This window comes from Desulfobulbaceae bacterium DB1, from assembly GCA_001914235.1.
Taxonomy (GTDB): domain Bacteria; phylum Desulfobacterota; class Desulfobulbia; order Desulfobulbales; family SURF-16; genus DB1.
In genome coordinates this window covers 200,383-222,624 of record MQUF01000006.1, presented here as the reverse complement: position 1 = coordinate 222,624, position 22,242 = coordinate 200,383, and the positions used below count along the sequence as shown (strand labels likewise).

General features: G+C 51.7%; 24 protein-coding genes. 12 read left to right on the top strand and 12 right to left on the bottom strand.

Features of this window, described 5'->3' with window-relative positions:
* Positions 1-84: 84 nt before the first annotated feature.
* Together BM485_07710 and BM485_07705 are read right to left on the bottom strand one after the other, a co-directional pair.
* Complete coding sequence (locus BM485_07710) at positions 85-825, bottom strand: hypothetical protein (protein ID OKY75604.1); 741 nt, start codon at positions 823-825, stop codon at positions 85-87.
* 3 nt (positions 826-828) lie between these two features.
* Positions 829-1,401 (bottom strand): hypothetical protein, encoded by a 573-nt coding sequence (locus BM485_07705; protein ID OKY75603.1) that lies wholly within the window; start codon positions 1,399-1,401, stop codon positions 829-831.
* Positions 1,402-1,626: 225 nt separating this feature from the next.
* Here BM485_07705 and BM485_07700 point away from each other — a divergent pair, with 225 nt between their 5' ends.
* From BM485_07700 to BM485_07660, 9 genes are all read left to right on the top strand, one after another.
* Entirely contained in the window at positions 1,627-2,487 is an 861-nt protein-coding gene (locus BM485_07700; GenBank protein OKY75602.1) for a hypothetical protein, read from the top strand.
* Positions 2,488-2,606: 119 nt separating this feature from the next.
* The gene (locus BM485_07695) at positions 2,607-4,046 is read left to right on the top strand and encodes a hypothetical protein (GenBank protein OKY75601.1); all 1,440 of its coding nucleotides are present in this window, start codon (positions 2,607-2,609) and stop codon (positions 4,044-4,046) included.
* A complete protein-coding gene (locus tag BM485_07690; protein OKY75600.1) occupies positions 4,043-4,504 on the top strand; it encodes a hypothetical protein in 462 nt (153 codons plus the stop codon). Before BM485_07695 ends, BM485_07690 begins: the two co-directional genes overlap by 4 nt.
* 179 nt (positions 4,505-4,683) lie before the next feature.
* A complete protein-coding gene (locus BM485_07685; GenBank protein ID OKY75599.1) occupies positions 4,684-6,111 on the top strand; it encodes a hypothetical protein in 1,428 nt (475 codons plus the stop codon).
* Positions 6,112-6,492: 381 nt separating this feature from the next.
* The gene (locus BM485_07680) at positions 6,493-7,476 is read left to right on the top strand and encodes a rfaE bifunctional protein (GenBank protein OKY75778.1); all 984 of its coding nucleotides are present in this window, start codon (positions 6,493-6,495) and stop codon (positions 7,474-7,476) included.
* Positions 7,473-8,360: a YicC family protein gene (locus tag BM485_07675; protein ID OKY75598.1), complete on the top strand. Its 888-nt coding sequence runs from the start codon at positions 7,473-7,475 to the stop codon at positions 8,358-8,360. Before BM485_07680 ends, BM485_07675 begins: the two co-directional genes overlap by 4 nt.
* A 14-nt stretch (positions 8,361-8,374) precedes the next feature.
* On the top strand, positions 8,375-8,659 hold the full coding sequence (locus BM485_07670; GenBank protein OKY75597.1) for a hypothetical protein: 285 nt from the start codon (positions 8,375-8,377) through the stop codon (positions 8,657-8,659).
* Positions 8,656-9,267, top strand: a complete 612-nt coding sequence (locus tag BM485_07665; protein ID OKY75596.1) for a guanylate kinase — start codon at positions 8,656-8,658, stop codon at positions 9,265-9,267. The genes BM485_07670 and BM485_07665 overlap by 4 nt, the downstream gene beginning before the upstream one ends.
* Positions 9,268-9,272: 5 nt before the next feature.
* Positions 9,273-10,034 (top strand): 23S rRNA (guanosine(2251)-2'-O)-methyltransferase RlmB, encoded by a 762-nt coding sequence (locus BM485_07660; GenBank protein ID OKY75777.1) that lies wholly within the window; start codon positions 9,273-9,275, stop codon positions 10,032-10,034.
* Positions 10,035-10,221: 187 nt separating this feature from the next.
* Here the strand turns inward: BM485_07660 and BM485_07655 are convergent, their stop codons facing one another.
* From BM485_07655 to BM485_07615, 9 genes are all read right to left on the bottom strand, one after another.
* Positions 10,222-10,815: a response regulator gene (locus BM485_07655; protein OKY75595.1), complete on the bottom strand. Its 594-nt coding sequence runs from the start codon at positions 10,813-10,815 to the stop codon at positions 10,222-10,224.
* Positions 10,816-10,869: 54 nt separating this feature from the next.
* Entirely contained in the window at positions 10,870-12,090 is a 1,221-nt protein-coding gene (locus BM485_07650) for a 30S ribosomal protein S1 (protein OKY75594.1), read from the bottom strand.
* A 65-nt stretch (positions 12,091-12,155) separates the two neighbouring features.
* Positions 12,156-12,671 carry a YfcE family phosphodiesterase gene (locus BM485_07645; protein ID OKY75593.1) on the bottom strand — a complete coding sequence of 172 codons (516 nt, stop codon included), beginning with the start codon at positions 12,669-12,671 and terminating at the stop codon, positions 12,156-12,158.
* A 31-nt stretch (positions 12,672-12,702) separates the two neighbouring features.
* Entirely contained in the window at positions 12,703-13,767 is a 1,065-nt protein-coding gene (locus BM485_07640; protein OKY75592.1) for a hypothetical protein, read from the bottom strand.
* A gap of 10 nt (positions 13,768-13,777) precedes the next feature.
* The gene (locus tag BM485_07635) at positions 13,778-14,287 is read right to left on the bottom strand and encodes a bifunctional adenosylcobinamide kinase/adenosylcobinamide-phosphate guanylyltransferase (GenBank protein OKY75776.1); all 510 of its coding nucleotides are present in this window, start codon (positions 14,285-14,287) and stop codon (positions 13,778-13,780) included.
* A 69-nt stretch (positions 14,288-14,356) separates the two neighbouring features.
* The gene (locus BM485_07630; GenBank protein ID OKY75591.1) at positions 14,357-16,165 is read right to left on the bottom strand and encodes a hypothetical protein; all 1,809 of its coding nucleotides are present in this window, start codon (positions 16,163-16,165) and stop codon (positions 14,357-14,359) included.
* 91 nt (positions 16,166-16,256) lie between these two features.
* Positions 16,257-16,916: a hypothetical protein gene (locus tag BM485_07625; GenBank protein OKY75590.1), complete on the bottom strand. Its 660-nt coding sequence runs from the start codon at positions 16,914-16,916 to the stop codon at positions 16,257-16,259.
* Position 16,917: 1 nt separating this feature from the next.
* Entirely contained in the window at positions 16,918-17,712 is a 795-nt protein-coding gene (locus tag BM485_07620) for a glutamate racemase (protein ID OKY75589.1), read from the bottom strand.
* A gap of 108 nt (positions 17,713-17,820) precedes the next feature.
* Positions 17,821-18,300: a transcriptional regulator gene (locus BM485_07615; GenBank protein OKY75588.1), complete on the bottom strand. Its 480-nt coding sequence runs from the start codon at positions 18,298-18,300 to the stop codon at positions 17,821-17,823.
* A gap of 227 nt (positions 18,301-18,527) precedes the next feature.
* Between BM485_07615 and BM485_07610 the strand changes: the two genes are divergently transcribed.
* The 3 genes from BM485_07610 (at position 18,528) to BM485_07600 (ending at position 21,276) form a co-directional block, all read left to right on the top strand.
* Positions 18,528-19,607 (top strand): hypothetical protein, encoded by a 1,080-nt coding sequence (locus BM485_07610; GenBank protein ID OKY75775.1) that lies wholly within the window; start codon positions 18,528-18,530, stop codon positions 19,605-19,607.
* Positions 19,608-20,143: 536 nt separating this feature from the next.
* Positions 20,144-20,650 carry an IS630 family transposase gene (locus BM485_07605; protein ID OKY75587.1) on the top strand — a complete coding sequence of 169 codons (507 nt, stop codon included), beginning with the start codon at positions 20,144-20,146 and terminating at the stop codon, positions 20,648-20,650.
* Positions 20,651-20,655: 5 nt separating this feature from the next.
* Positions 20,656-21,276, top strand: a complete 621-nt coding sequence (locus BM485_07600) for an IS630 family transposase (GenBank protein OKY75586.1) — start codon at positions 20,656-20,658, stop codon at positions 21,274-21,276.
* Between the two features lie 13 nt (positions 21,277-21,289).
* Here BM485_07600 and BM485_07595 read toward each other — a convergent pair whose 3' ends face one another.
* A complete protein-coding gene (locus BM485_07595) occupies positions 21,290-22,225 on the bottom strand; it encodes a diguanylate cyclase response regulator (GenBank protein OKY75585.1) in 936 nt (311 codons plus the stop codon).
* Positions 22,226-22,242 lie beyond the last annotated feature (17 nt).

The window sequence follows — 22,242 nt, the reverse complement described above, 5'->3', positions numbered from 1 at the left end:
AAACACCCGAACAGGACGCATAAAAAAAGGCGATGCGGCAGCATCGCCTTTTTTTATCAATACAAGTTGAAACTTCCGTGTCAATTATTCCGAAATTTCACACCCGTCATCCGGATCGCATTCCACATTTCCCATGACATACCGGGTCTTGAAACCTGCCTTTTTCAACTCCTGAAAGGCCATTTCCGCCCGGGCCCCGGTGGAGCAGTGGATGAGTATCTCCTTGTTCTTGGGCAGGGTGTTCATTTTGGCGCCCAGCTCATCAAGGGGGATGTGAACGGCGTTTGCAAACATGCCTTCCTTGATCTCGTCATTTGTCCGCACATCAAGGATAATCTTGTCCGCAGGTTGTTTTCCCGCGACTTTCACAAAATCGGCAATCCCGATTTCACCCGGCCCAAGAATTCTCACCCAGGTGATCTCTTTGGGAGAGGCGGATGTATCCAGGGATTTGCCGGCCGCGGTCCATGCCTTGGTTCCTCCTTCATACACCGCCGAGCCTTTATATCCCCACTTCTTTGCCGTTTTAAAGGCCTTCACCGCGTTGTTGCCGTAAAAAACAAGGGGGGCCGTTTTGTTTTCCGGGAAATCATCCTCCGCACCTTCAAGATCGGCAAAGGGGACATTATAGGCGCGGGGAATATGACCTTTTTTGTAATCAGCCGCATCGCGCAGATCAACCAGCACGATATTGCCTTTCTCGACAAAATTATTGCTGGCAACCACATGATGACCGGCCTTCTGCCATCCCGGTGCGCCGTCAAGAAATACCTTTACATTTTTGTACCCTGCTTCAGCCGCCAGACCGGCGGACTCGGTGCTCATGCCTCACGTGGGGCCTCCGCAGAAGAAAATCAGCTCGGTATTTTTATCTTTGGGCAGAAGGGAGGCACCCTCCTTCTTGATCTTGTCAACAGGAATACTGACCGCGGAAGGCAAACTGCCGGCGTGAAAACGACCGGCCGGACGAGAGTCGATCAGCTGATAATTCCCGCCTTTGGCAATAAGGGCGGCAACATAGTCGGTCTTGACCTCGGAGGTTCCCTTGGGCAGTTGGGCCAGTTTCGGTTTGATGACCGTCGCTATCTTATCCTTCCCGACAACCTTATACGCGACAATGGCGGCCTGACCTTGTTCGGCGAATTCAAGACCCGTGGTCTGGTCGTTAAACTTGACCATCATGGTTTTGGCTTCCGCATCCTTGCCGACCTTGATGGATATTGTTTTCGCCTTATTGGACTTTCCCGTCACCTCGCCTTTATAGACATTCTGCTCGGTCTGGGCGCTGGTGACCTGAGCGGCCTTGCCGCCTTGTTTTTCGCTGCCCGTTGTTGCACAGCCAACCAGCAATGAGAAAAAAATCATCACCGGCACAAATTTCCGCAAAAACGTTTTCTGCATAGACAACCTCCGAATGGATTTGTGATTTTCAACCGGAAGGCAAATACCACATTGTGCATCCGGCTAATATTACGAAAAAATATTTTTTAAATGGTATCACAGTCAAAAATTTAACTCAAACCGAAATTGACGAGAGCAATCGACGCCGAACAAAATCGAAAAAGTCATGGAGAAAATGTTTGCATTGCCAAAATGTTCCTCTTGCCTCTATCCTGAATTTTTCCTTTGATTTTATTTTTTTTTCCCCCTTATAATGGCATAAGCTTGCAACGGAATCAACTTGCGGCACTGATTTTTTCCATCAAAAAAAGAACAGTGCGTGTTGTGCGCGGATCAAAAAAATTAAACCAGGAGGATGATTTCATGAAAAAAGTTGGTCTTTGCCGTATTCTGTCATTATTGACGCTTTGTCTTTTTTTCATTCAGTCAACGGTCCTTGCGGCGGATTCTCTGATAACCACCGACGACCTGAAAAAGAAAATTGATGCAGGAGAACCTCTCACCTTAATTGATGCGTTGAGCTCCATCGAACATAACGAAATGGCAATTGCCGGCTCCATCAATATCCCCAGCAGCAAGGTTGCCGGCAACCCATTGCTCCCGGCTGACAAGGCATCACTGCTCATTTTCTACTGCAAGGGCCCCAAATGCACCAAAAGCAAGAAAGCGGCGGACGCGGCAACTGCCCTGGGATACACCAATGTCATGGTCTACAACGAAGGGCTTCCCGCCTGGGCAAAAAAAGGGTATCCCATTGAAAACAAAGTCAAATATCCCAATGTCGACCTTCCCCGCTTGAACCCTGCCGATGTTCAGGCCCAGGCCGGCGGTATCGTCATGCTCGACATCCGCGGTGAAGAGGTTATTGAGGTGGGCAAAATCAAAGGCGCCGTCAATATCCCCCTTGATGACCTGGATGAGAAATACACAACCCTGCCCAAAGACAAAAAAATAGTTATCATTGACCATGCCGGAAAACAAGTCGGCGTCTGCGGCAAATTCCTGCACATGAACGGTTACACTGATCTTGCCGTCATGGATGGCGGCGTACTGGCATGGAAACGGGCCGGACTGCCGGTTGAATAGATGCTTTTACGTTTGTGATTTTGGCGAAAAAAGGAGATGCGGCCAGACGTCATCTCCTTTTCCTGTTTTTGTGATGCTGTTTTATTTCCAACAGTTCAGACTTTTTCGAGAGATTTTTTATGAAATTCGGCGGCAAAAGAAGACTGTATTTCTTTTTTCTTCTCCTCTTTCTCCTTTCCGGCGCTATTATTTCCTACGCCCTGATGGCGACGAAACAATTTACCCTCGAAGTTCGCAAGGTGAGCGGGCAGGTGTATCCGGAAACCAAAATCGCCATTGAATTAAAAGGCCGCGTCACCAATATCATAGAAAAATTCAATGTGTCGCGGGCAGCGGGAACGGAAAGCGAACTTGCCGGCATGGAAACCATCAACAAACAGATTCTTGATCAGTTTGCAGCACTCGCTCAACTGAACCAATCCGTACCCGAGGCAACAAAGCAGATTGGCGCTCTGCAAAAAACCTATCAGGCATCGTATCAGGCAGGGCTGAAAATGGTTTCCGCCAGCGTTAATCAGCAATACGGGGAAGAATCGACATGGACCGCCGCCTTCGACAAAGAAAACAAAAGTCTCCTCCAGTCCCTTGCCGAAATCGTCGCAAACAGCTCCGCCAGTCATAACGAGGCCATGGCCCATGTCCTTGACGTCAGCAGGCAACTCAACAAAATGCTGCTTGTCTCCATTGGACTGCTGGTCGTGATCGGCGCAATCATCTTTTACATGATTTCCCTCATTTCCCGCCAGCTCGACTGGATGGGCCAGGAATCAACCAACGCAACCCATGGGCTGCTCGACGCCATTGACAACATCAACGCCATGTCCGTTCAATTGGCAACCGAGACCAGCTCATCCTCGGCCTCCCTGGACAGCATCGCATCGACCATGGAGCAGATGACGGCACAGGCCGAAGAGAATCTGCAAGCCGCCCGTACCGCTGAAAACGCGGCAAACGACCTCTATCGCACGGCAACTCATTCCAACAGTTCCATCAATGATGTGGTCGGTGCCATGAAGGAGATGGTGGAAGCGGACAAGGAAATTTCTTCCCTGGTCAAAGTCATAGAAGATATTGCTTTTCAAACAAATCTTCTGGCTTTAAATGCCGCGGTCGAGGCGGCGCGCGCCGGTGAAGCAGGGGCGGGATTTGCCGTTGTCGCCACTGAAGTGAGAAACCTTGCCACCCGGACGGCGGAAACATCAAGCATGGTTGCCGCCATTATCAAACGACTCGACACAAAAGTAACCGCCGGCGTCGATATGGTGAACAACCTGAAAACAACCTTTGCCGAAGTCAACACGGCCTCGGATTCGGTTGTCCGCCAGATGGAAAAAATCATGGAGACCGGCAAACGACAGTCGGAAACCGAAGGAAAAATCCGCGAATCGGTCAACAGCATTGACGGCATGGTACAATCCCAGGCTGCCATGTCGGAAGAAGCCTCGGCTACTGTTCAGGACGTGAAGGAACAGGTGGAGAGATTGCATCAGATGATGTACAAATTGATGCAGTTCTGGGAAGGAACCGGCAAAGGCGATTCTCCTGTCGACCCGTCATGAAGGTGATCCGCTTCCTGGTGGTGACTGACTACTATCTGGCGTCGGCTCTTCTTGTCTGGGCAGGACTTGTCAAGATACGGGACGCCGGTGTCGGAGATGTGCTTGAATCCCTTCTGGAACGGCACATTCTCACCCTTGATCAGATACTGTTTCTTGCCCGCTGGTACCCTCCCCTGGAAATCCTTCTCGGCGTTCTGGCCCTCATCGGTATCAAGGCAGGAATTTTCGCCAGGATGATCGCCGGTCTTTATCTCGCCTTCACCCTGCTTCTTCTTTTTGTTTCCGGCGGCTACCTGCAATTGCCCATCGACTGCGGCTGTTTCGGAACCGGCAATACAAGCCCGGTTTACCTGCTTATCCTGCGCAACCTGCTGATCGCTATCCCCCTTTTCTTTTTCCCCGGATCCCTCCGTCATTTCACCCGCCCCACCCTCCTTTACGCATGCCGGCAACATTAAAATTTGTTTGCCTGCTGGCCTCTTGCCGTCTATAGTAGCAGATTCAGAATTTTTTTTCTTTTCACATGTTTTCAGGCCCAAAAAAGGGACATAAACTCATCATGGCGCAACCGGCAAACACTTCCGTCAGGCAACATTCCGCTCCTGAATCAATTGCCGATCACTTGAGCCGATCGTTCATGGCGCAGGTCGCAAACAAGCTGCCGCCGGATCTTGATGTTGTTGATCATCTTTGCCGCATGGCTCTTTCCAGGGACAACGAACAGACACGAAAAGCTGCCGTTGTCGCCCTTTATAAAAATATTATCGAACCGTTGTGCGATGATTTCAGCGCTGACGGTGTCGACATCTGCAGCCGGGTCCTGCTGCGAATGACGGCATTTCTCCGCACCCGGACTGAAGGCGGGGCTCTCGACAAACTGCTCGGCGATCTGCACTTTCACGACGAGCACCAGTTATTCTCCCGTTATCGCCGGATCAAAAAAGAACGCGCGCTCTCCGGCTCCATGCGCCGCAACATCCGCAAGATCCTTGTGCTGTCCCGGGTCACCGTGGGCGCCGATGTTGCCATGACCTCCATCATTGTTCATCGGCTTCTCGTTACTTTTCCCCAGGCTGAACTGATTGTTTTCGGCCCTCAGCATCTTGCCGAGATTTTTTCCGAACTTCCCCGCGTCCATTGGACCAAGGTGCATTATCACCGTGAAGGCGGTCTTGTCGGCCGAATGACCTACTTCACCTCGCTTTACCGTTTGCTTGAACAGGAATGGCAGGCAGCTTCGGTGGAAAACACCCTTCTTTTCGATCCCGACAGCCGACTCAGTCAACTCGGCCTGTTTCCCTTGATCGATGACCGGTCTTACTGCTATTTTCCTTCACGGGAAATGGAGCAGCACAGCTCACACCGCCTCAGCAGTCTGACCAATGTCTGGCTGAACCGTCTGCTGGATGAAAAAAAAGATATCGCGCCCTGCATCTCCATTCGCCCCGTGCACCAGCAGACCGTGCGCAACTTTTTCACCCGCTTTCCGAAAGAAAGCAAAAAAATCGCCGTCAATCTCGGGGTAGGCAATGATCCTCGCAAACGACTGCCCGACCCTTTCGAGGAAGAACTGCTGTCCAGCCTGCTTCAGCATGCCGGGGCCATGGTCGTGCTTGACAGCGGTTGTCACCCGGATGAAAGAAAAAGGGCGATAAAACTTGTCGACAAAATAAGCGGCAGGGGATTTGCGACCGCGCACATATCGGAAAAAGATTTCAACCAAGAAAAACCGTATTTCAAACAGGGCCTTGTCTGCGTGCAGGGCGGCATCGGCATGCTTTCGGCGCTTATCGATCAGGCCGATGTTTTTTTCGGCTATGATTCCTGCTGCCAGCACCTCGCCACCGCCCGGCAAACCAGATCGGTCATCTGCTTTGCCGGGGCTGTTAATGACCGTTTTTTCTCCAGATGGATGCCGCTAGACAATCGCGGCCGCACCACAACCGTCCGCATGGAAGGGATTGACAACCTTTCGATCCCCGAGCTGCAACGATTGGCGATAAAATTTTCCGAACTGATTCTTCAGGATGACGGAAAACATCTCGTAAGGCCGAATACCCGCTGACAGCCCGGCGCTGCCGGCGGACAACGTGCCCTGGAGAAACAATTTTTTGTTTAAAACGATGGCAAAATCTGAAAATCAGGTTAAAGAGCTTTTTTTAAAATTCAAACAACCTGATCCCGGCAAATTTTACTTTAATACCGGAATCGCGGTTCGAGAAAAGTGCCTAAAGTACTTAAAATGCCTAAAATACTTGAAGTGGCGGTATTTTCTGCTCAGATAACACCTTTAATTTTCGGCACGTTACGCACTTGAAGTATTTTAGGCACTAAAACCGGTAACAAGCCAGAATCCGAAATTGTGACAAACTTATCGAAATCACGTTACGACATCAGGAGTTCTGAAATTATACGACACGTCCCTATAAAACAGGAGTAACCAGTGCTGGAAAATGTCAACAGGCAGAACCTGCATGATGCCGTCAAAAAATTTTCTTCCGCCAGGGTGCTGGTCATCGGTGATATTATCGTTGACCACTTCATCTGGGGAACAGTCACCCGCATATCTCCCGAAGCCCCGGTTCCGGTCGTCAACGTCACGGACGAAAGCCTGCTGCTGGGCGGCGCGGCAAACGTCCTGCACAATCTCTATGATCTGGGCGGTAAAGCGGTTTTGTGCGGCGTGATCGGCAGTGACTTCATGGGCGACCATCTCCTTTCTTTGCTGGAAGAGTTGGATTCCCCGACAAACGGCGTCATCAGATGCGCGGATCGGCCCACCACAAAAAAAACCAGGATCGTTGCGCAAAGCCAGCAGGTGGTTCGTTTCGACCGGGAAAAATCAGGTCCCCTTCCCGACGAAACCATCGATTCCCTGCTTTCCTTTCTTGACGATCATATTTCCTCTTTTGACGCGGTGATCATCTCCGACTACAGCAAAGGCGTCATCTGCGCCCGCCTGATGGACCATCTGCGGGATCTTCTCGGTCGCCGGCAGATCCCCATGATTGTCGACCCGAAACCCGCCCATGCCGAACTCTTTCACAACGCCACCATCATCACCCCGAACAACCATGAGGCGGAAAAGATGTCAGGCGTTGCCATCACGGACGGTGATTCGCTGCTGCGCGCCGCATCCGCCCTGCGGGAACGACTCAACTGTACCGCTGTTCTCATTACCCGGGGCGAGGCGGGAATGGCGTTGCTTGAAAAGGGAAAGACCATTTTCACTATTCCCACGGTGGCCAAAGAAATATATGATGTCACCGGGGCCGGCGATACGGTTATCGCCAGCCTTGCCCTGGGTCTTGCCTGTGGGCTCAGTTTCGCCGAGGCCGCCACTCTTGCCAACTTTGCAGCGGGCATCGTGGTGGGCAAGGTGGGCACGGCCACGACAACGGCACAAGAACTTATGGAGCTTATTTCATGAAATACCCTGCCAGCATGACGGCTTTCGGCCGAGGCGAACAGCTGACCCCGACCTGCGGCTGGACGGTGGAAATCCGTTCGGTCAACCATCGTTTTTCCGACATCCGCATCAAAATACCCAGGCAGTTTGCCGGTCTTGAGGAAAAGGTCAAAAAAGAAATCTGCCTCTTTTACAGCAGGGGGCACATCGAAGTGGTGATCACCCCTGCCCCTTCCATCGTTGACAGCAAAACCCTCACCGTCAATCTCCCCCTGGCCCGTCAATACCGTGATCGGTTGAAGGAAATCAAGCAGGAACTGATGCTGCCTTCTTCCCCCAATGAACTTGACCTGATCGCCGCCTACCCGAACGTCATTATTTCCGACGAGCAGGAACAGAACCTTGATGATGCGTGGTCCGTTCTCCGCCAGGCTCTACTGGAAGCCCTTGAATTCACCGGCGAAATGCGACAACGTGAAGGATTGAGCGTAAAATTGGATCTGCTTCAGCGTCTCGATCTGCTGACCGAGGTCGGGAAACAGATAGCGGAAAGGATTCCGGAGCTTACCGTCCAGAGAATGGAAACCTTGCGTGATCGAGTGGCAAAACTTGCATCCGAGGTTGATCTCGATCCGAACCGCCTTGCTCAGGAAATCGCTCTCATCGCCGACAAGGCGGATGTCACCGAAGAGCTGGTCCGGCTGAACAGCCACATCGACCAATTCCGCCGTTTTCTCGAAAAACAGGAACCCGTCGGGCGCCGCCTGGACTTCCTCCTGCAGGAATTTTTACGGGAGATCAACACAATGGCATCGAAGATCTCCGATGCGACCATCGCTCATCAAGCGGTTGAGCTGAAAAATGAAGTGGAAAAAATGCGCGAGCAGGTACAGAATCTGGAATAGGAGAACAGGTTGAAATGGACCAGAGAATGATCAATGTCGGTTTCGGCAATTCGGTGGTGGCGAGCCGGATTCTTGCCGTGGTAAAACCGAAATCATCCCCCATCAAGAAATTGAAAGAGGAAGCAAAAGAGCAGAAAAAACTCATTGATGTGACCGAGGGGAGGAAAACACGCTCCATCATCATCCTGGACAGCAATCATGTGATACTTTCCGCTGTGCAGCCGGAGACCTTAACCCAGCGTTTCACCCCGGCCACCATCAACGATCCACCCGTGGTTGATGAAGAGGACGCACCGTGAAAGGAAATCTCATTATTATTTCCGCCCCCTCGGGAACCGGCAAAACCACGATCCTCAAAAAAATTTTCGCAGATTTGCACGGCGTGACCTTTTCCATCTCCCATACGACCCGGGCACCGCGTCACGGTGAAAAAAACGGTGTGGATTACCATTTCGTCGATCATCAGACCTTTGCCGCCATGCGGACCAAAAATGAATTTCTCGAATGGGCCGAGGTGCACGCCAATTTTTACGGCACCAGCAAAAAAGAGGTGGAGGGACATCTGGCACAAGGGATCGATGTTTTTCTGGACATTGATGTGCAAGGCGCCCGCCAGGTCCGGCAGGCAGCCGGGAGTGTCGGCTGTTGCTCCATTTTCATCGTGCCCCCCTCCTGGGAGGAGCAGGAACGGCGCCTCACCGGACGGGGAACCGATTCAACGGAAACCATTGCCCTGCGCCTGAAAAACGCCAAAATGGAAATGCGGGATGCTTCTCTTTATGACTACATCATCGTCAATGATACGGTGGAACAGGCGGTTGACACCCTGCGGGCCATTATCATTGCAGAGCGCAGCAGAACGAGGCGCGACAGGGACGGACGGCCCCTTTCCCTTCCCCTCACGTGAAAGATATGAAACCAAAAAACGACCAAACCGACGACAATCTCGTCTGGGGCATCCATCCCGTCCATGAACTGCTTGCCGGCCGACCCGGTTCGATTCATGAGATCATTATCCAGAAAGGGAAAAGCGGCCAAAAACTCCGGGAAATCATCGATCTGGCCCGTGATGCGGGAATCAAGGTCAATTTTTCCGCTGACTTCGGAATGACCGGCAACAAGCAGATGAATCACCAGGGCGTCATCGCCAGGGTCGCTCCTTTTGCAACATTGGACGAGGACGCCTTCCTTGCCCTGCTGGAACAGCACGCTCCGCCCTTTGTTCTGGTCCTTGATTCCATCCAGGACCCGCACAATCTGGGCGCCATCATCCGTTCCGCTTCCGCGGCGGGCGTCACCGGCCTGATCATCCCCAAGGATCGCTCCGCCCAGTTGAGCGGCACGGTGGCCAAAATATCCGCCGGCGCATCGGCCTCTCTGCCGGTCTGCCAGGTAACCAACGTAGCCCGTATGCTGCAGAAACTGAAAGAAATGGGGATGTGGATTTACGGAACGGTCAAGGATGGCGGAACTTCGATTTATCAGACCACATTTTCCGGCGCCGTCTGCCTGGTGATCGGCGGCGAGGAAAAAGGCATTCGCCCTCTGATCGGCGAACAGTGTGACTTCAAGGTCACAATCCCCATGCAACGGCATCTCGATTCCCTTAACGCCTCCGTTGCAGCCGGGGTTGTCATGTTCGAAATCGTGCGACAGAGAACCGGGTCGGAATAAGGGAAAAAATTATGTAACTATCCAGCAGCACCGCATCTGCTTTGTCATCGGCCTGCCCGCATACCCAGTGTATAGCGGTCAGGCCTCTCTCGGAGTCTGCGCTTACCGGCGCATCTGCGGCACTGCTGAACAGTTACAGCACGGGACGGTTTGAACACTTTTCGTCCCAAGCTGGATAGTTGCAAAATTATTTCTTCTTTTTTCTGGCCAGCTCGATTTCTTTCATGGCCTCCATGAAACATTCGGGACAGTATCCGTGACTGATACCGAGACCCGTTTTTTTGCTTATGAACTGGTCCAGGGCAATCCATTCCGTCTTTTTGCCTGTTCCCGTCAAATCGTTACAGACTTTCCTGCAATCCTCGCAGATCGGCAGAATTTTTTCATAAATCTTTATTTTCCTGGCCATGTCCTGCAGTTCAAGACATTTTTCAATCCGCACCTGCAGTTCATCACTGCCGCAGGGCTTCAGCAGATAATCAGAGGCTCCGAGCCGTAACGCCTCGATTGCCGATGACACCTCGCCGTAACCGGTGAGGATGATGACGGCGATTTCAGGGTCAATTTCCTTGGCCGCCTTCAGAACTTCAAGTCCGTCAATGCCCTCCATCGCCAGATCGGTAATCAGCAGATTGAAGTAATTTTTTCTGAGCGCATCTATCCCCTCCTCCCCGTTGGCCGCCATGGTGACATCGTACCCAGCGCCTTCAAGGTCCATGCAAAGACTGCTTAAAATAAGTTCTTCGTCATCAACGAGGAGGATTTTTTTTTTGACTTTCATTGGTTGACTTTCATCTGCCCTCTGCCTTCGGCGGCTTCCGGACTGGAACCATACTTATTCATCAAGCTTTCCCTTCAACAGATCCCCAAAAGTCCCCATTGCGGACCCTTTCTTGTCTTTCGATGTCTCTTGAAAACGATGGAATTCATCACGCATGTCATCCCGGCGCTCAGACTTTCGTCCTTTTTTCCTTTCCTCAACCTTCTGCTCTTCTTCCTGCGACTGGGGCAGGGAAAGGGAAACCCGTTTCTGCTCCCGGTCAAGGGAGTCTATGCGCACTTCCAGGCTTTGTCCTTTCTGCACCACCTCACGGGGATGATTAATCCGGCGTCCGCCGCCGAGATTGGAAATATGAACCAGGCCGTCAATGCCGGGCGCCAGGGTAACAAAGGCGCCGAAATCCACCAGACGCGAGACAACGCCTGTCATGGTGCTGCCTTCCTGAAGATTGGCCGCTTCCCAGGGATCGGGCATGGTTTCCCGCAGGGAAAAAGAATAACGGTCGTTTTCCCAGTCAAGTTTCTTGACGGCAACCTGTACCTTCTGACCTTTTTCCACCACGGAATGAACGTCCTCAACCCTGCCGTAGGCCATCTCGGAAACCGGAATAAGTCCTTCAATACCGCCGATATCGACAAATGCGCCAAAATCACGGATGGAGGTGATGGTTCCATCGACGATCCGGCCGACTTCAAGACTTTCCCGCAGGGCTTCTTTCTGCCGGAGACGTTCCTCCTCCATGATTTTACGGTGGGAAACGATGATATTCCTGCCGTTTTCCTTGTATTCAACAATGCGGAAAGGCAACTGACGGCCGATGTATTCCTCATTATTTGTTATTTTATGCAGCCCCATCTGAGAAAAGGGGCAGAAGGCGCGGATGGCCCCGATTTTCACTTCAAAGCCCCCCTTGATTTCCTTCTGAACGGTTCCCTCAACCGGGATACCGCTGCGGTACGCCTCCTCCAGATGGGCACTGGCCGCGGAACCGCCTATTTTTGTGGTGAAAATTTTCTCATTGCGCTGCACCCCAAGAAAATAAACCTCAATGGAATCGCCTTCCTTGACCGTCGGCTCTCCTTCCGTGCCAAGCAGTTCCGCCAGGGCGAGCGATCCCTCGCTTTTGCCGCCGAGATCAAGAAAAACCCATTCCTTGCTGATGCGAACGATTTCCGCCTTCACCTTCTGGCCGGGAACAAGATGTTCCACAACGGTCTCGTTATCCTGGAACATCTCGGCAAAGCTCATCTCATTGTCGTTCTTCTGGTTCTGCATGCATTTGTCCTGTTCAATGTTTTTTCCGGCTTATAAAAAAACTTCTTTCCCAATGGTGCGTGACATTAGTTTCCGAACTTCATTTTCGTGCCCACCTCCACCTTTTCCACGGTGCGGGATGAGCTTTCAAAAATTACAAAACACGGCTGATTTTCCTTGCCGAGCATATCCCCTGGATTTATCAGCAATGTCGTGCCTATTTCTTCCACCCCGTAACGATGATTATGGCCGCAGCATACCACGTCAAAAAGACCCTGGTGGGCAAGGCCGCGGGCAACCTGGGGATAATGGTGGAAGGCGATTTTAAGCCCTCCCGCTTCAACGGCTCCCAGCACCCCGTGATGACTGATGGAGGGGAATCTGGTGCCGCAGGACTGGGAGATCAGATGCTGATCGCCGACATTATTGCCGTAAATCAAATGCACCGCACCGGCAAAGCAGGCCAGCTCATCAAGCATGAACGGCGAAATCAGATCCCCGCAGTGGATGAGCAATTGGACATTATAGGCATTGCAATATGTGACCGCTGCCCGCAGGTTGGCCACCTGATCGTGTGTATCCGAAATGATCGCTATTCTCATTGTTGTTATTTACTGAAAATAATTCTTTTTTTTACCTTTCGGCAACTATGTCGGACAAGGCCCTGATGCATGCCTCGTTTTCCTTGCGCTCCTTCAGGCAGATGCGGAAAAACGTATCGTCAAGCCCTTCGAAATTATCGCAGTTACGAATCATGATTCTTCGAACCAGCATTTTATCCCGCAGTTGCCGTGCCGTCATCTGTCCGTGCAGTCGGATGAGGATGAAATTGGCGTTGCCGGGAATAACCTCGATTCCGGGAATTTTCGCCAATCGGTCGACAAACCAGGGGCGCTCCTTTTCAAGAAACGCGCGTACCTGCTCCGCATAAACCTCACCATGGGTGAGGAGAAACTCCCCCGCCAACTGGGCGATCCGGTTGACCCCCCATGGTTTGCGGCGCTCGCCGAGTTTTTTCAGGTTGGCGGCGCGGGAAACCAGAAAACCGAGCCGGAGCCCTGGAATACCATATATCTTGGAAGAAGAAAAGAGAACAAAAAGATTGCCGGGCAGCTCAAGGGTGAGCTGCGATATATCCCGGGTAAACGGCAGATAGGATTCATCCACCAGAAAAAACGTTTGCGGATGGTTGACGATAAAATCATGCAGCTCACGGTTTGGTGTCAGTACGCCGGTGGGATTGTTGGGGTTGCAGAGAAAGACCAGCTCCCCGCCTCGGAGTTGCGACGAAAGCCGGTGCAGATCAAGCTGAAAATCCCGGTCACGGTCGAGCATGAAATCGACCACCTCGACACCGGCCCATGAACAGGCCAGCTGATAATCGGAATAGGTCGGATTGACGATCACCGCCCGCCGGCCCGTAAAGGCCCACGGCAAGGCAAAGATAAACTCGGTGGTTCCGTTGCCGACCAGAACCTCGTTTTCAGCCAGGCCGAATCTTGCGGCAAAAATATTGCGCAGGGTTTCACTTTCCGTTTCGGGCAGATAGGCTATCTGCGACAGCCCCTGTTCAAGAACCTGTCTGAGTCCGGGAGCCATACCCAAGGGTGTCAGGTTGCTGCTCATATCGATCAGGTCGACTACCCGGCAACCGAGCTCTTTGGCAACGGCAACTATATTGCCCCCATGCTTGCTCATTGTTCCTCCCTTATTTCAAAGTAAGCGGCAATCCGGCCGCCATGAAAACAACCTTGTCACAGCGGGCGCCGATCTGCTGGTTGCACCAGCCGGCAAGATCCCGGAAACGCCGGGCAAGGGACGATTCAGGCACAATTCCCATCCCCACCTCATTGGCGACCAGCACCACCGATATCGGGCACTCCTCCAGGGCCTGGATCAGCTCCTTCACCTTGCCGGAAATGGCCTCATCGGTGTTCTCATCCAACAGAAGATTGGTCAGCCACAGGGTGAGACAATCGATGAGGAATACATCCGTTTCACGGCAAAGGTCACGCAACACGGACGGCAGATTACTCGATTCCTCGATGGTCCGCCAGTTTTCCCCACGGTCCCGACGATGTATCCGCACCCGTTTCGCCATTTCCTTGTCATCGCCGATAACCATGGTGGCCACATAGATTTTTCTGGCGAAACGCTCGGTGGCCCATTGTTCCGCAAAGCGGCTCTTGCCGCTGCGGCAGCCGCCGACAACAAGCATCGTCTGTTTATCAAAGGTATCCATATTCTTTATCCAATCAGGCAACAGCCATTTGTCTGGGACGCAACATCAATTTTTCCCATCCCTGACCGCCAGGGCGAGAAATCTGTCACCTTCACGGAAGACGAGCCGCTTGGCGACAAGGTCATTTAAAAAGTTCTCAATCTGTTTCACGCTCAATGACGGAAACATCCGGGCAAGGGAGGCCGGGTCGATAATATCATTACAGGCGCGATATATTTCGCGGGACAGGCCTTGCAGCCGATGATGCAGAACATCTCCTGCCGGCAGCACCTGACGGATAATGAGAAAATCACCACCATCGCGATATGAAAGAAAAGGGTTCCCGCCGCCTGTTTTTTTTTCATGAAAGGCGCGCCACCGGCGAACCTTGTCCACCACCGGCTGCCACATCCTGCGCTGTTTTTGTCGATCCCCCCGGTATCCCTTGATGAGAAAAGGGAAATCCGCGGCAATCTCCGCGGGCAGCATGGCCGCAAAATGGGGATGCACCGTTTTTGCCGAAATTCCGTAATCCCTGGCCCGGCAATCCACGGGACTGCCGTGGCCGAGGAAAAAAGAGGCGGTGGAGAGGGGGTGAAAAGGAAAAGCAAAATCAAGGACCGTCAGTGTCTCCTCGACCTCGGCCGAGGTGCTTCCCGGAAATTCAACGATCAGATTGCCGTCAAGCACGACGCCGCCGGCCGCCGCATCACGCATGATCGCCAGATTTTCGATCACCGTGACCCCTTTGGCAAATTTCTGCAGCAACGAGTTGCTGAAGGATTCAATCCCCACCTGGACGGCAGCAAGGCCGCCTTGTCGGCTTTGGGCGAGCATCGTCCCTCGATAATCCGCCCGAATTTCCGCAAAGAAACGGTAGTCATGGGCGGACCGCGCCATCGTCGTAAAAAAGGTGGCTGCATCCTTGAGCGGCAGCGCGTTATCCGTGAAGGTAAAGTCCAGGGTTTTATAGCGGTTGGCCAGCAACAGCACCTCGCGTGCCATCTTTTCCGCCTTTTTGAAACGATAGCCGCGCCACTGCAGATTCAGATTGCAGAAAGTACATCGCCGCCACCAGCATCCACGGGAAAATTCAATCGGCAGAACAGGGATGAAGGTATTGCGGCTGAACAAATTTTCCATTTCCCGAAAATAGTCATCATAATCAGGAACAGCAAGTTCGGTCAAATTGACCTGCCCGTCCGCCGGCGCCGGTGAAGGTTGGGCAGGAGGACCGGCATGATGCACCCGCGCGTGCAGCCTTTTGTCCAGCCCGGCCAGATATCGGCACAGCGAAAGAAACGGTTCCTCCCCTTCGCCGCTGATCATGTAATCAACATCAAAAGAGCGGAAAAGGGCGCCTGCAACATCATCATGACAGGAAGAGCCGCCAAGCACGATCACCAGGCCGGGACGTCTTTCTTTCAATTCCCGAACCGCAACAAGAGTGGCAAAGAGCTGATTGAAACAAACGGAAAAACCGACCAGATCAATGTCCCGCCAGTCAACGCCTGCCGCCCACATTTTCAGGTTTTTGTCCAGTTGCGCACAGACAGCATCAAAATCAAAAGGAAGCGTCCGGTTGTCGGACTGAAACTCTTTTTCCGCCAGCTCCTTGGCCCGACCGCGCTGTTCCGGAAAGAGAAGTGCCGCGTAAAGCGCCTCGCAGACCCAGACATTGGCGGAAATCGCGTGATAAAGATCCTTGCCGAGATCTTTTGCCACTGCAAGATACGGATGCAGCGAACGCACCTTGATACCGTCCGCTTTTCCCTCCAGATAACTTTTCAGGGTACCGAGCTGGATGGAAGGCCGGTTAAAAATGGCCCACGGCATGGAGACAAGCGCCACATGGAAAGGAGATGATGGTGTCATTCGACTGCTTTGAGTTCCGGTTCCGGTTTCAGGTCAACAGCAAACCATCCTCCGCAAACCATAAACCGGTCATTGAAAAAAAACAAAAAGGCTATTGCCTGATTATTTCCGTTCCTTCAGGGGGGGTAAAATGGAAATGTTCGACCGGAAACGGTTTATCAACCACCGGATTGAAAAAAACAAGATCGGTCAAACTGCCCAGATGATCCTGAATCTGCAGATGGTTGATGAGAAAAGTGTCCTTATCCACCCAGACATACATGATCTCCACCTGGGGATGCGGATTTTTCGGCTTGAGGGCGATCACGTGGCTGCCTTCCTGGTCGAGAAAACCGGGTGCGTCCGTCACGTCAAAATCCCGCAGCAGGTTGCCGGTCCCGGAAAAGAAGCTATAGGTCACATCCTCCTGCAAATACTCTTTGGCAGGGGTGACAATCATCTGTTTTTCCGAGGCGAAATAAAGGGAGAAATTCTCTCCATCGCTTACCAGCACCTGGATGTCCGGAGATGAATAATCCCAACGAAGCAAAGCCGGTTTCTGGATCGCCATTGTGCCGCTGCCCTGCCGCTCGCGATGCTGCATGCCGCTTATATTTGATGTTTGCAAAAAATCGGCTTTAAAAGCATTTGTCCTCTCGTATTTTTCCTGAATCTTCGTGGCAACGGCAGTCGGGGTCAAGTCATCGCAGTGACCGACAACGGAAAAAAAGAGAATAAGGAGCATCTGCAGCAAAAGTAACATTTTTTTCATTTCAACTTCCTTCCATATCAACCTGAATAAGTTCTACTTTTCTGCCGAAAATCCGCTGGGCGGTCTTCTGAGCCGCATCGGTGACATCCGAAACATAATAAAAGCGCTCTCCGCCGTTGGTCAACTGACTGTCCATCTCGGGGTGATCAACAAGATACTGCTTTACCACCCAGGCGACAGCAGTGGAAGAATCAATCACATTGACCCCGTTGCCGATCCGCGGCCCGATAAGATGCTTGAGCAGCGGGTAATGGGTACATCCCAGCACCAGGGTATCAACACCTTTATGCTTCAACGGATGCAGATAACGACGGATGATCATCTTGGTTTCCCGCTTGTCCAGCCACCCTTCTTCCACCAAGGGAACCAGCAGGGGACAGGGCTGGGAGAGCACCGCCGCATCCGGCCGGATTTGCCGGATTTTCGACTCATAGATGTTGCTTTTAATCGTTGCCCTGGTGCCTATCACCCCTATCCGTCCGTTTTTCGACAGATTGATGGCCCGATGGATGGCCGGAGTGATAACCTCAAAAACCGGGGCGCTGAACTCGCCGGCCAGCAGGTCCGAGGCCACACTTGCCGCGGAATTACAGGCGATGACAATGATTTTTGCCCCTTTATCGAGCAGCAACTCGGTATTCTGGCGTGAATATTTCCGGATGGTTTCCGGACTTTTCGAACCATAGGGAGTCCTGGCAAGATCCCCGAAATAGACTATATTTTTTTGGGGCAGCAGTTGTTCAATGGCTTTGGCCACCGTCATTCCGCCGACACCTGAATCAAAGATACCTATCACTTCCGACGCCTGACACAATAAATCAACATAAAAAAAGCACGCAAAGATCCATTCCCTGCGTGCTTTTTATTACAAGACGGATTGAAAGAAGTAAAATAAAATCGTTTTTTACTTCGTCTTCTTCGCCGATTTCTGTTTCGCGCCGCCCTTCTTTTTCCGCTCGGCGATGGCCTTTAAAAGATTCTCCGGAACACCGCGCTCCTTGCCGGCCTTTTTACGGCGTTCCGACAGCGCCTTTGCACAAAGAGGCTGACGGAGGGAAAACCCGTATTTCTTTCGATAATCTCGGCCGGTCAGTCCATGCCCGGCAAGATGTTTCGGCGACAACTGCTTGAAGGACCGGCCGCACTCAAGGCAGATTATTTTATTCTTCTGGATTGATTTTTCCGGCGTAATCGCGACAGGGACGCTTTCCTCCCCGGTCGCTTCTGCTTGACCCGCATCAGCAGACAATTCAGTTTGCTGCAGGGATTGCAGCAAAGTAAAGGTGTTCTGCAATGACAGCCCGATCTCATCCGACGTCATACTTGTGCAGGCACATTGTGACTTGACAATGTCCGCAGCCATCTCAACAAGCGATTTACTCATATTTCCCTCCTTGCGTCAGGTACTTTATTACAACTCGGCTTTTCATTGTGAAGACATATTTCCTTTATGAGCCTCTTTCAAAATGACGAGACGCGCCACACAAAAGATATTATCGCGTAACATATTGAAATAATTGAACTTCACGGCGTTTTCTGGTATTGTTTTGTAACCAGCAAAACAGAACACAGGAGAACGCCGTGAAGCTCACCGACAAAATATCATGGTTGATGGGGTATGTCCAAAGAAGTCTGTTTCCCCATCTGAACAAATGTTTGCAAGCTCCGCTCACCGCGCAGGAGGAACGCCTGGTGTCTATTCTGGAGATTATCCAGGTTGAGCAACACGTACCAAGGAACATACGTCGATATCAGTATCCCGGGCGCAAGCCTCTTGACCGACAGGCTTGCGCCCGAGCATTCGTGGCAAAGGCGCTCTACCGATATCCGACGACCAGCGACCTGCGTCGGGCTCTGCAATCAGCAGGGAATCTGCGGCAGATATGCGGATTTGCCACTTCCAATGCTATCCCGTCGGAGCCTACCTTGTCGCGGGCCTTTGCCGAATTTGCCGCCGGCAGTCTTGGTGGGCGGGTCCATGATGCACTGGTGAAGGAATACCTTGGCGAAGAGCTTGTCGGACACATCAGCCGGGACTCCACGGCCATTGCCGGACGTGAGAAAGCGGCGAAGAAGGTGGCCAGGGAGCCGAAGAAGCCTCGCAAGAGGGGGCGTCCCGCCAAAGGCGAGCAACGGACGCCGGCCATCGAGAAGCGGCTTGACCGTCAGGTCCGCCAGAGTGCCGAGGAAGCCATTGGTGAGTTGCCGGTTGCCTGTGATCGTGGCACCAAGAAGGACGCCAAGGGGTACAAAATATCATGGAACGGTTTCAAGCTGCATCTGGACATCAACGATATCGGCCTGCCAATCAGTGCCCTTGTAACCTCTGCTTCGCTGCATGACAGCCAGGTAGCGATTCCGCTGATCAAGTTGACCAGCGGAAAGGTGACCTATCTCTACGATTTGATGGATGCAGCCTACGATGCCAAGCGGATCGAGGAGACCAGCCGGAAGTTCGGCCATGTTCCAATCACAGATAAGAATGGCCGCGGCCAAGAGGTTGTCCCCATGGCACCGCACGAGGCAGAGCGCTATAAAATCCGGTCCAGCGCGGAACGGGCAAACAGCCGATTGAAAGAAGACTTCGGCGCTAACAATGTCATGGTCAAGGGACACTGCAAGGTGACCCAGCACTTGATGTTCGGGGTCATCACCCTGTTTGCGGATCAGCTCCTACGCCTGATCGGATAGATTGTCAAAGATCAAATTGTGGACAGCCTTGTAGGCTGTTCATTTTGAAAGAGGCTCTAAAAGATATTTTTTTATATAATCGACAATTGAGATTTAGCAAGCATATCCATTCATTTTTTACTTTTTCATCACAAATCAACATTCCCGGTCAAGAAACAGAAAAAGAAAAGCGGAGATATGACTTCGATTGAAGAAATTGGAAATAGAAAATCGCTCCATAACACGGCACAGGTGTAGACGAAACGACAAAAGCACGGGAAGGTCAGGCAGAAAAAAAGATCAAAGGGGAATAAATCTTCACCCCATGTGAAACAAGCGGAAGGACAAACGGGAAAAGGCTCGTGTCGGCTCAAGTATCATCCGACGTTTCATTTGCAGGTCGGGAAACCTTTCCCGACAGGGAAATGTCGGCATGGGTATGCCGACCTACAAGGACAATTCAAGCTTGACATGCCACTAGTACAATGTAAAATTTAAGTTTTCGTATTTTTGCGTGATATTTGTTATAGTCGTCTTCAAAATACAAGGAGGACGACATGGCACCAAGATACAGAGTGACATTAACAAAAGAGGAACGGGAAGATTTGGAGGCTATTTCAACTAAAGGGAAAAGGGCAGCCCGCACCGTACTGTATGCTCGAGCATTACTTCTGCTTGATGCGGGGGAACATGGACCGAAGTGGGTTGTCACTCAGGTCGCAGAAGCTTTAGGGACAACGACGCGGAGTTTAGAACACTTAAAGAAACGATTTGTTGAAGAAGGTCTTTCTGCCGCCCTTGAACGTAAGGAGCGCGAGACCCCTCCGCGAGAAATTCAATTCGGAGGAGAATTTGAAGCACATCTTTTGGCTTTGGCATGTTCGGATGCTCCAGAAGGTAAAAATCGATGGACAGTACGTCTGTTGGCTGAGAAAATGGTCGAGCTGAAGATGGTAACGAGTGTTTCTCCGATGACGGTATGTAACACTTTAAAAAAAATGAACTTAAGCCTCACCAAAGCAAATACTGGAAGATACCGCCGGATCAAAACGCCAGTTTTGTAGCGGCAATGGAAGATATACTCGAAGTTTATGCGCGTCCGTATAGTCAAGAATTCCCGGTTGTGTGCATGGATGAATCGAGTGTACAGTTAATCGGGGAGGTGCATGAGCCTATTCCGGCAGCCCCTGGCCATCCTGTTCTGATGGATGATGAATATGTTCGCAATGGGGTCGCAAGCATATTACTTGAGGTAGAACCGCTTGGGGGAAAGCGCAAGGTAAAAATTACTGAACAGCGGACACGGATTGATTGGGCCCATTTCATCAAAGAGATGCTTGAAGAGCGTTATGCCGATGCCAAGAAAGTAGTTTTGGTCATGGACAACCTCAATACACACGACACGGCCTCGCTCTATGCGGCTTTCCCACCTGAAGAAGCCAGGGGCTTGGCGGAACGTCTTGAAATACACTACACCCCGAAACACGGGAGTTGGCTGAACATAGCAGAGATTGAACTCAGTGTATTGAAGCGGCAATGCCTTGCAGGCCGGATTGATTGTATCGAGAAGATGCGAGCTGAAGTGGCGGCATGGAACATTGATCGAAATAACCGCCAGACTAAGGTTGATTGGCAGTTTAGAACAGATGATGCGCGAATAAAACTAAAACGGCTTTATCCGAAACTTTAACATATACAATGTACTAGCCTTTCAGAGAGCGGCGATCAATCATATAATTGCTTCCCTCTTTCTGTTTGACAAAGTGCTTCACCTCGGAGGCTGCGGTGGAAACCTCGCCTGAATGGCTGTAAACATGGGAACCGGTCATGACCACTGCAATGGAAAGGCTGAGCAGGCCGAATATGGTTTCCCTGCCCTGCCGGTCCTTTTCCACATAACAGCCGACCTTCAGATCCTCCGCCGGAATGAACATGTTGCGAACAACATCAAAATTGGCAAGTATCCGTTCACAAACAGGCTTCACCTTTTCTTCTCCGACAATAAAAACAAAATCATCGCCGCCCACATGGCCGACAAAGCTGCCGTCCCGGGCCAGCTCATCAATGACGTTCACGGCGATACGGGCCACCATGAGGATAACGTCATCCCCTTGGGAAAAGCCGTAGCGGTCATTGTACGGCTTGAAATTATCAATATCGATGTAGCAGACACCATAGCTTTCATCCGCATCGATGGCTCGCTGGATCGCTTTGAGGATGGAGGTGTTGCCCGGCAGTTTGCTGAGCGGATTGTTGTCAAACACGCGTATCATCCGTGCTTCGGCGAGCTGAATGCGGGCCAGCATCAATTCCGGAGAAAAGGGGCGGACCAGGATATCATCCACCGGATAGGTCTGCCAATTAAAACCTGTTGCCACGTGTTTTTCCGTCACCACCAGCAGGACCGGAATATTTGTTTTCTGCAGGCATCCCTTGACCGCGTTAAGCAATGCCAGCCCCTCCTGTTTCTCACCAAAATCGATATCCATAATAAGCATGTCCGGCGGATCTTCCAGGATAAGTGAAACAGCGGAATGGAGATCCCTTATCAGCAAAGGCTGGTATCCTTTGGCCTCGAGAAGAATCTTGTGCTCGGAGCTGCCGACAATGTTTTCACCGACAATAAGAATGCGTTTCATATCCGTCCCGGAGTGAC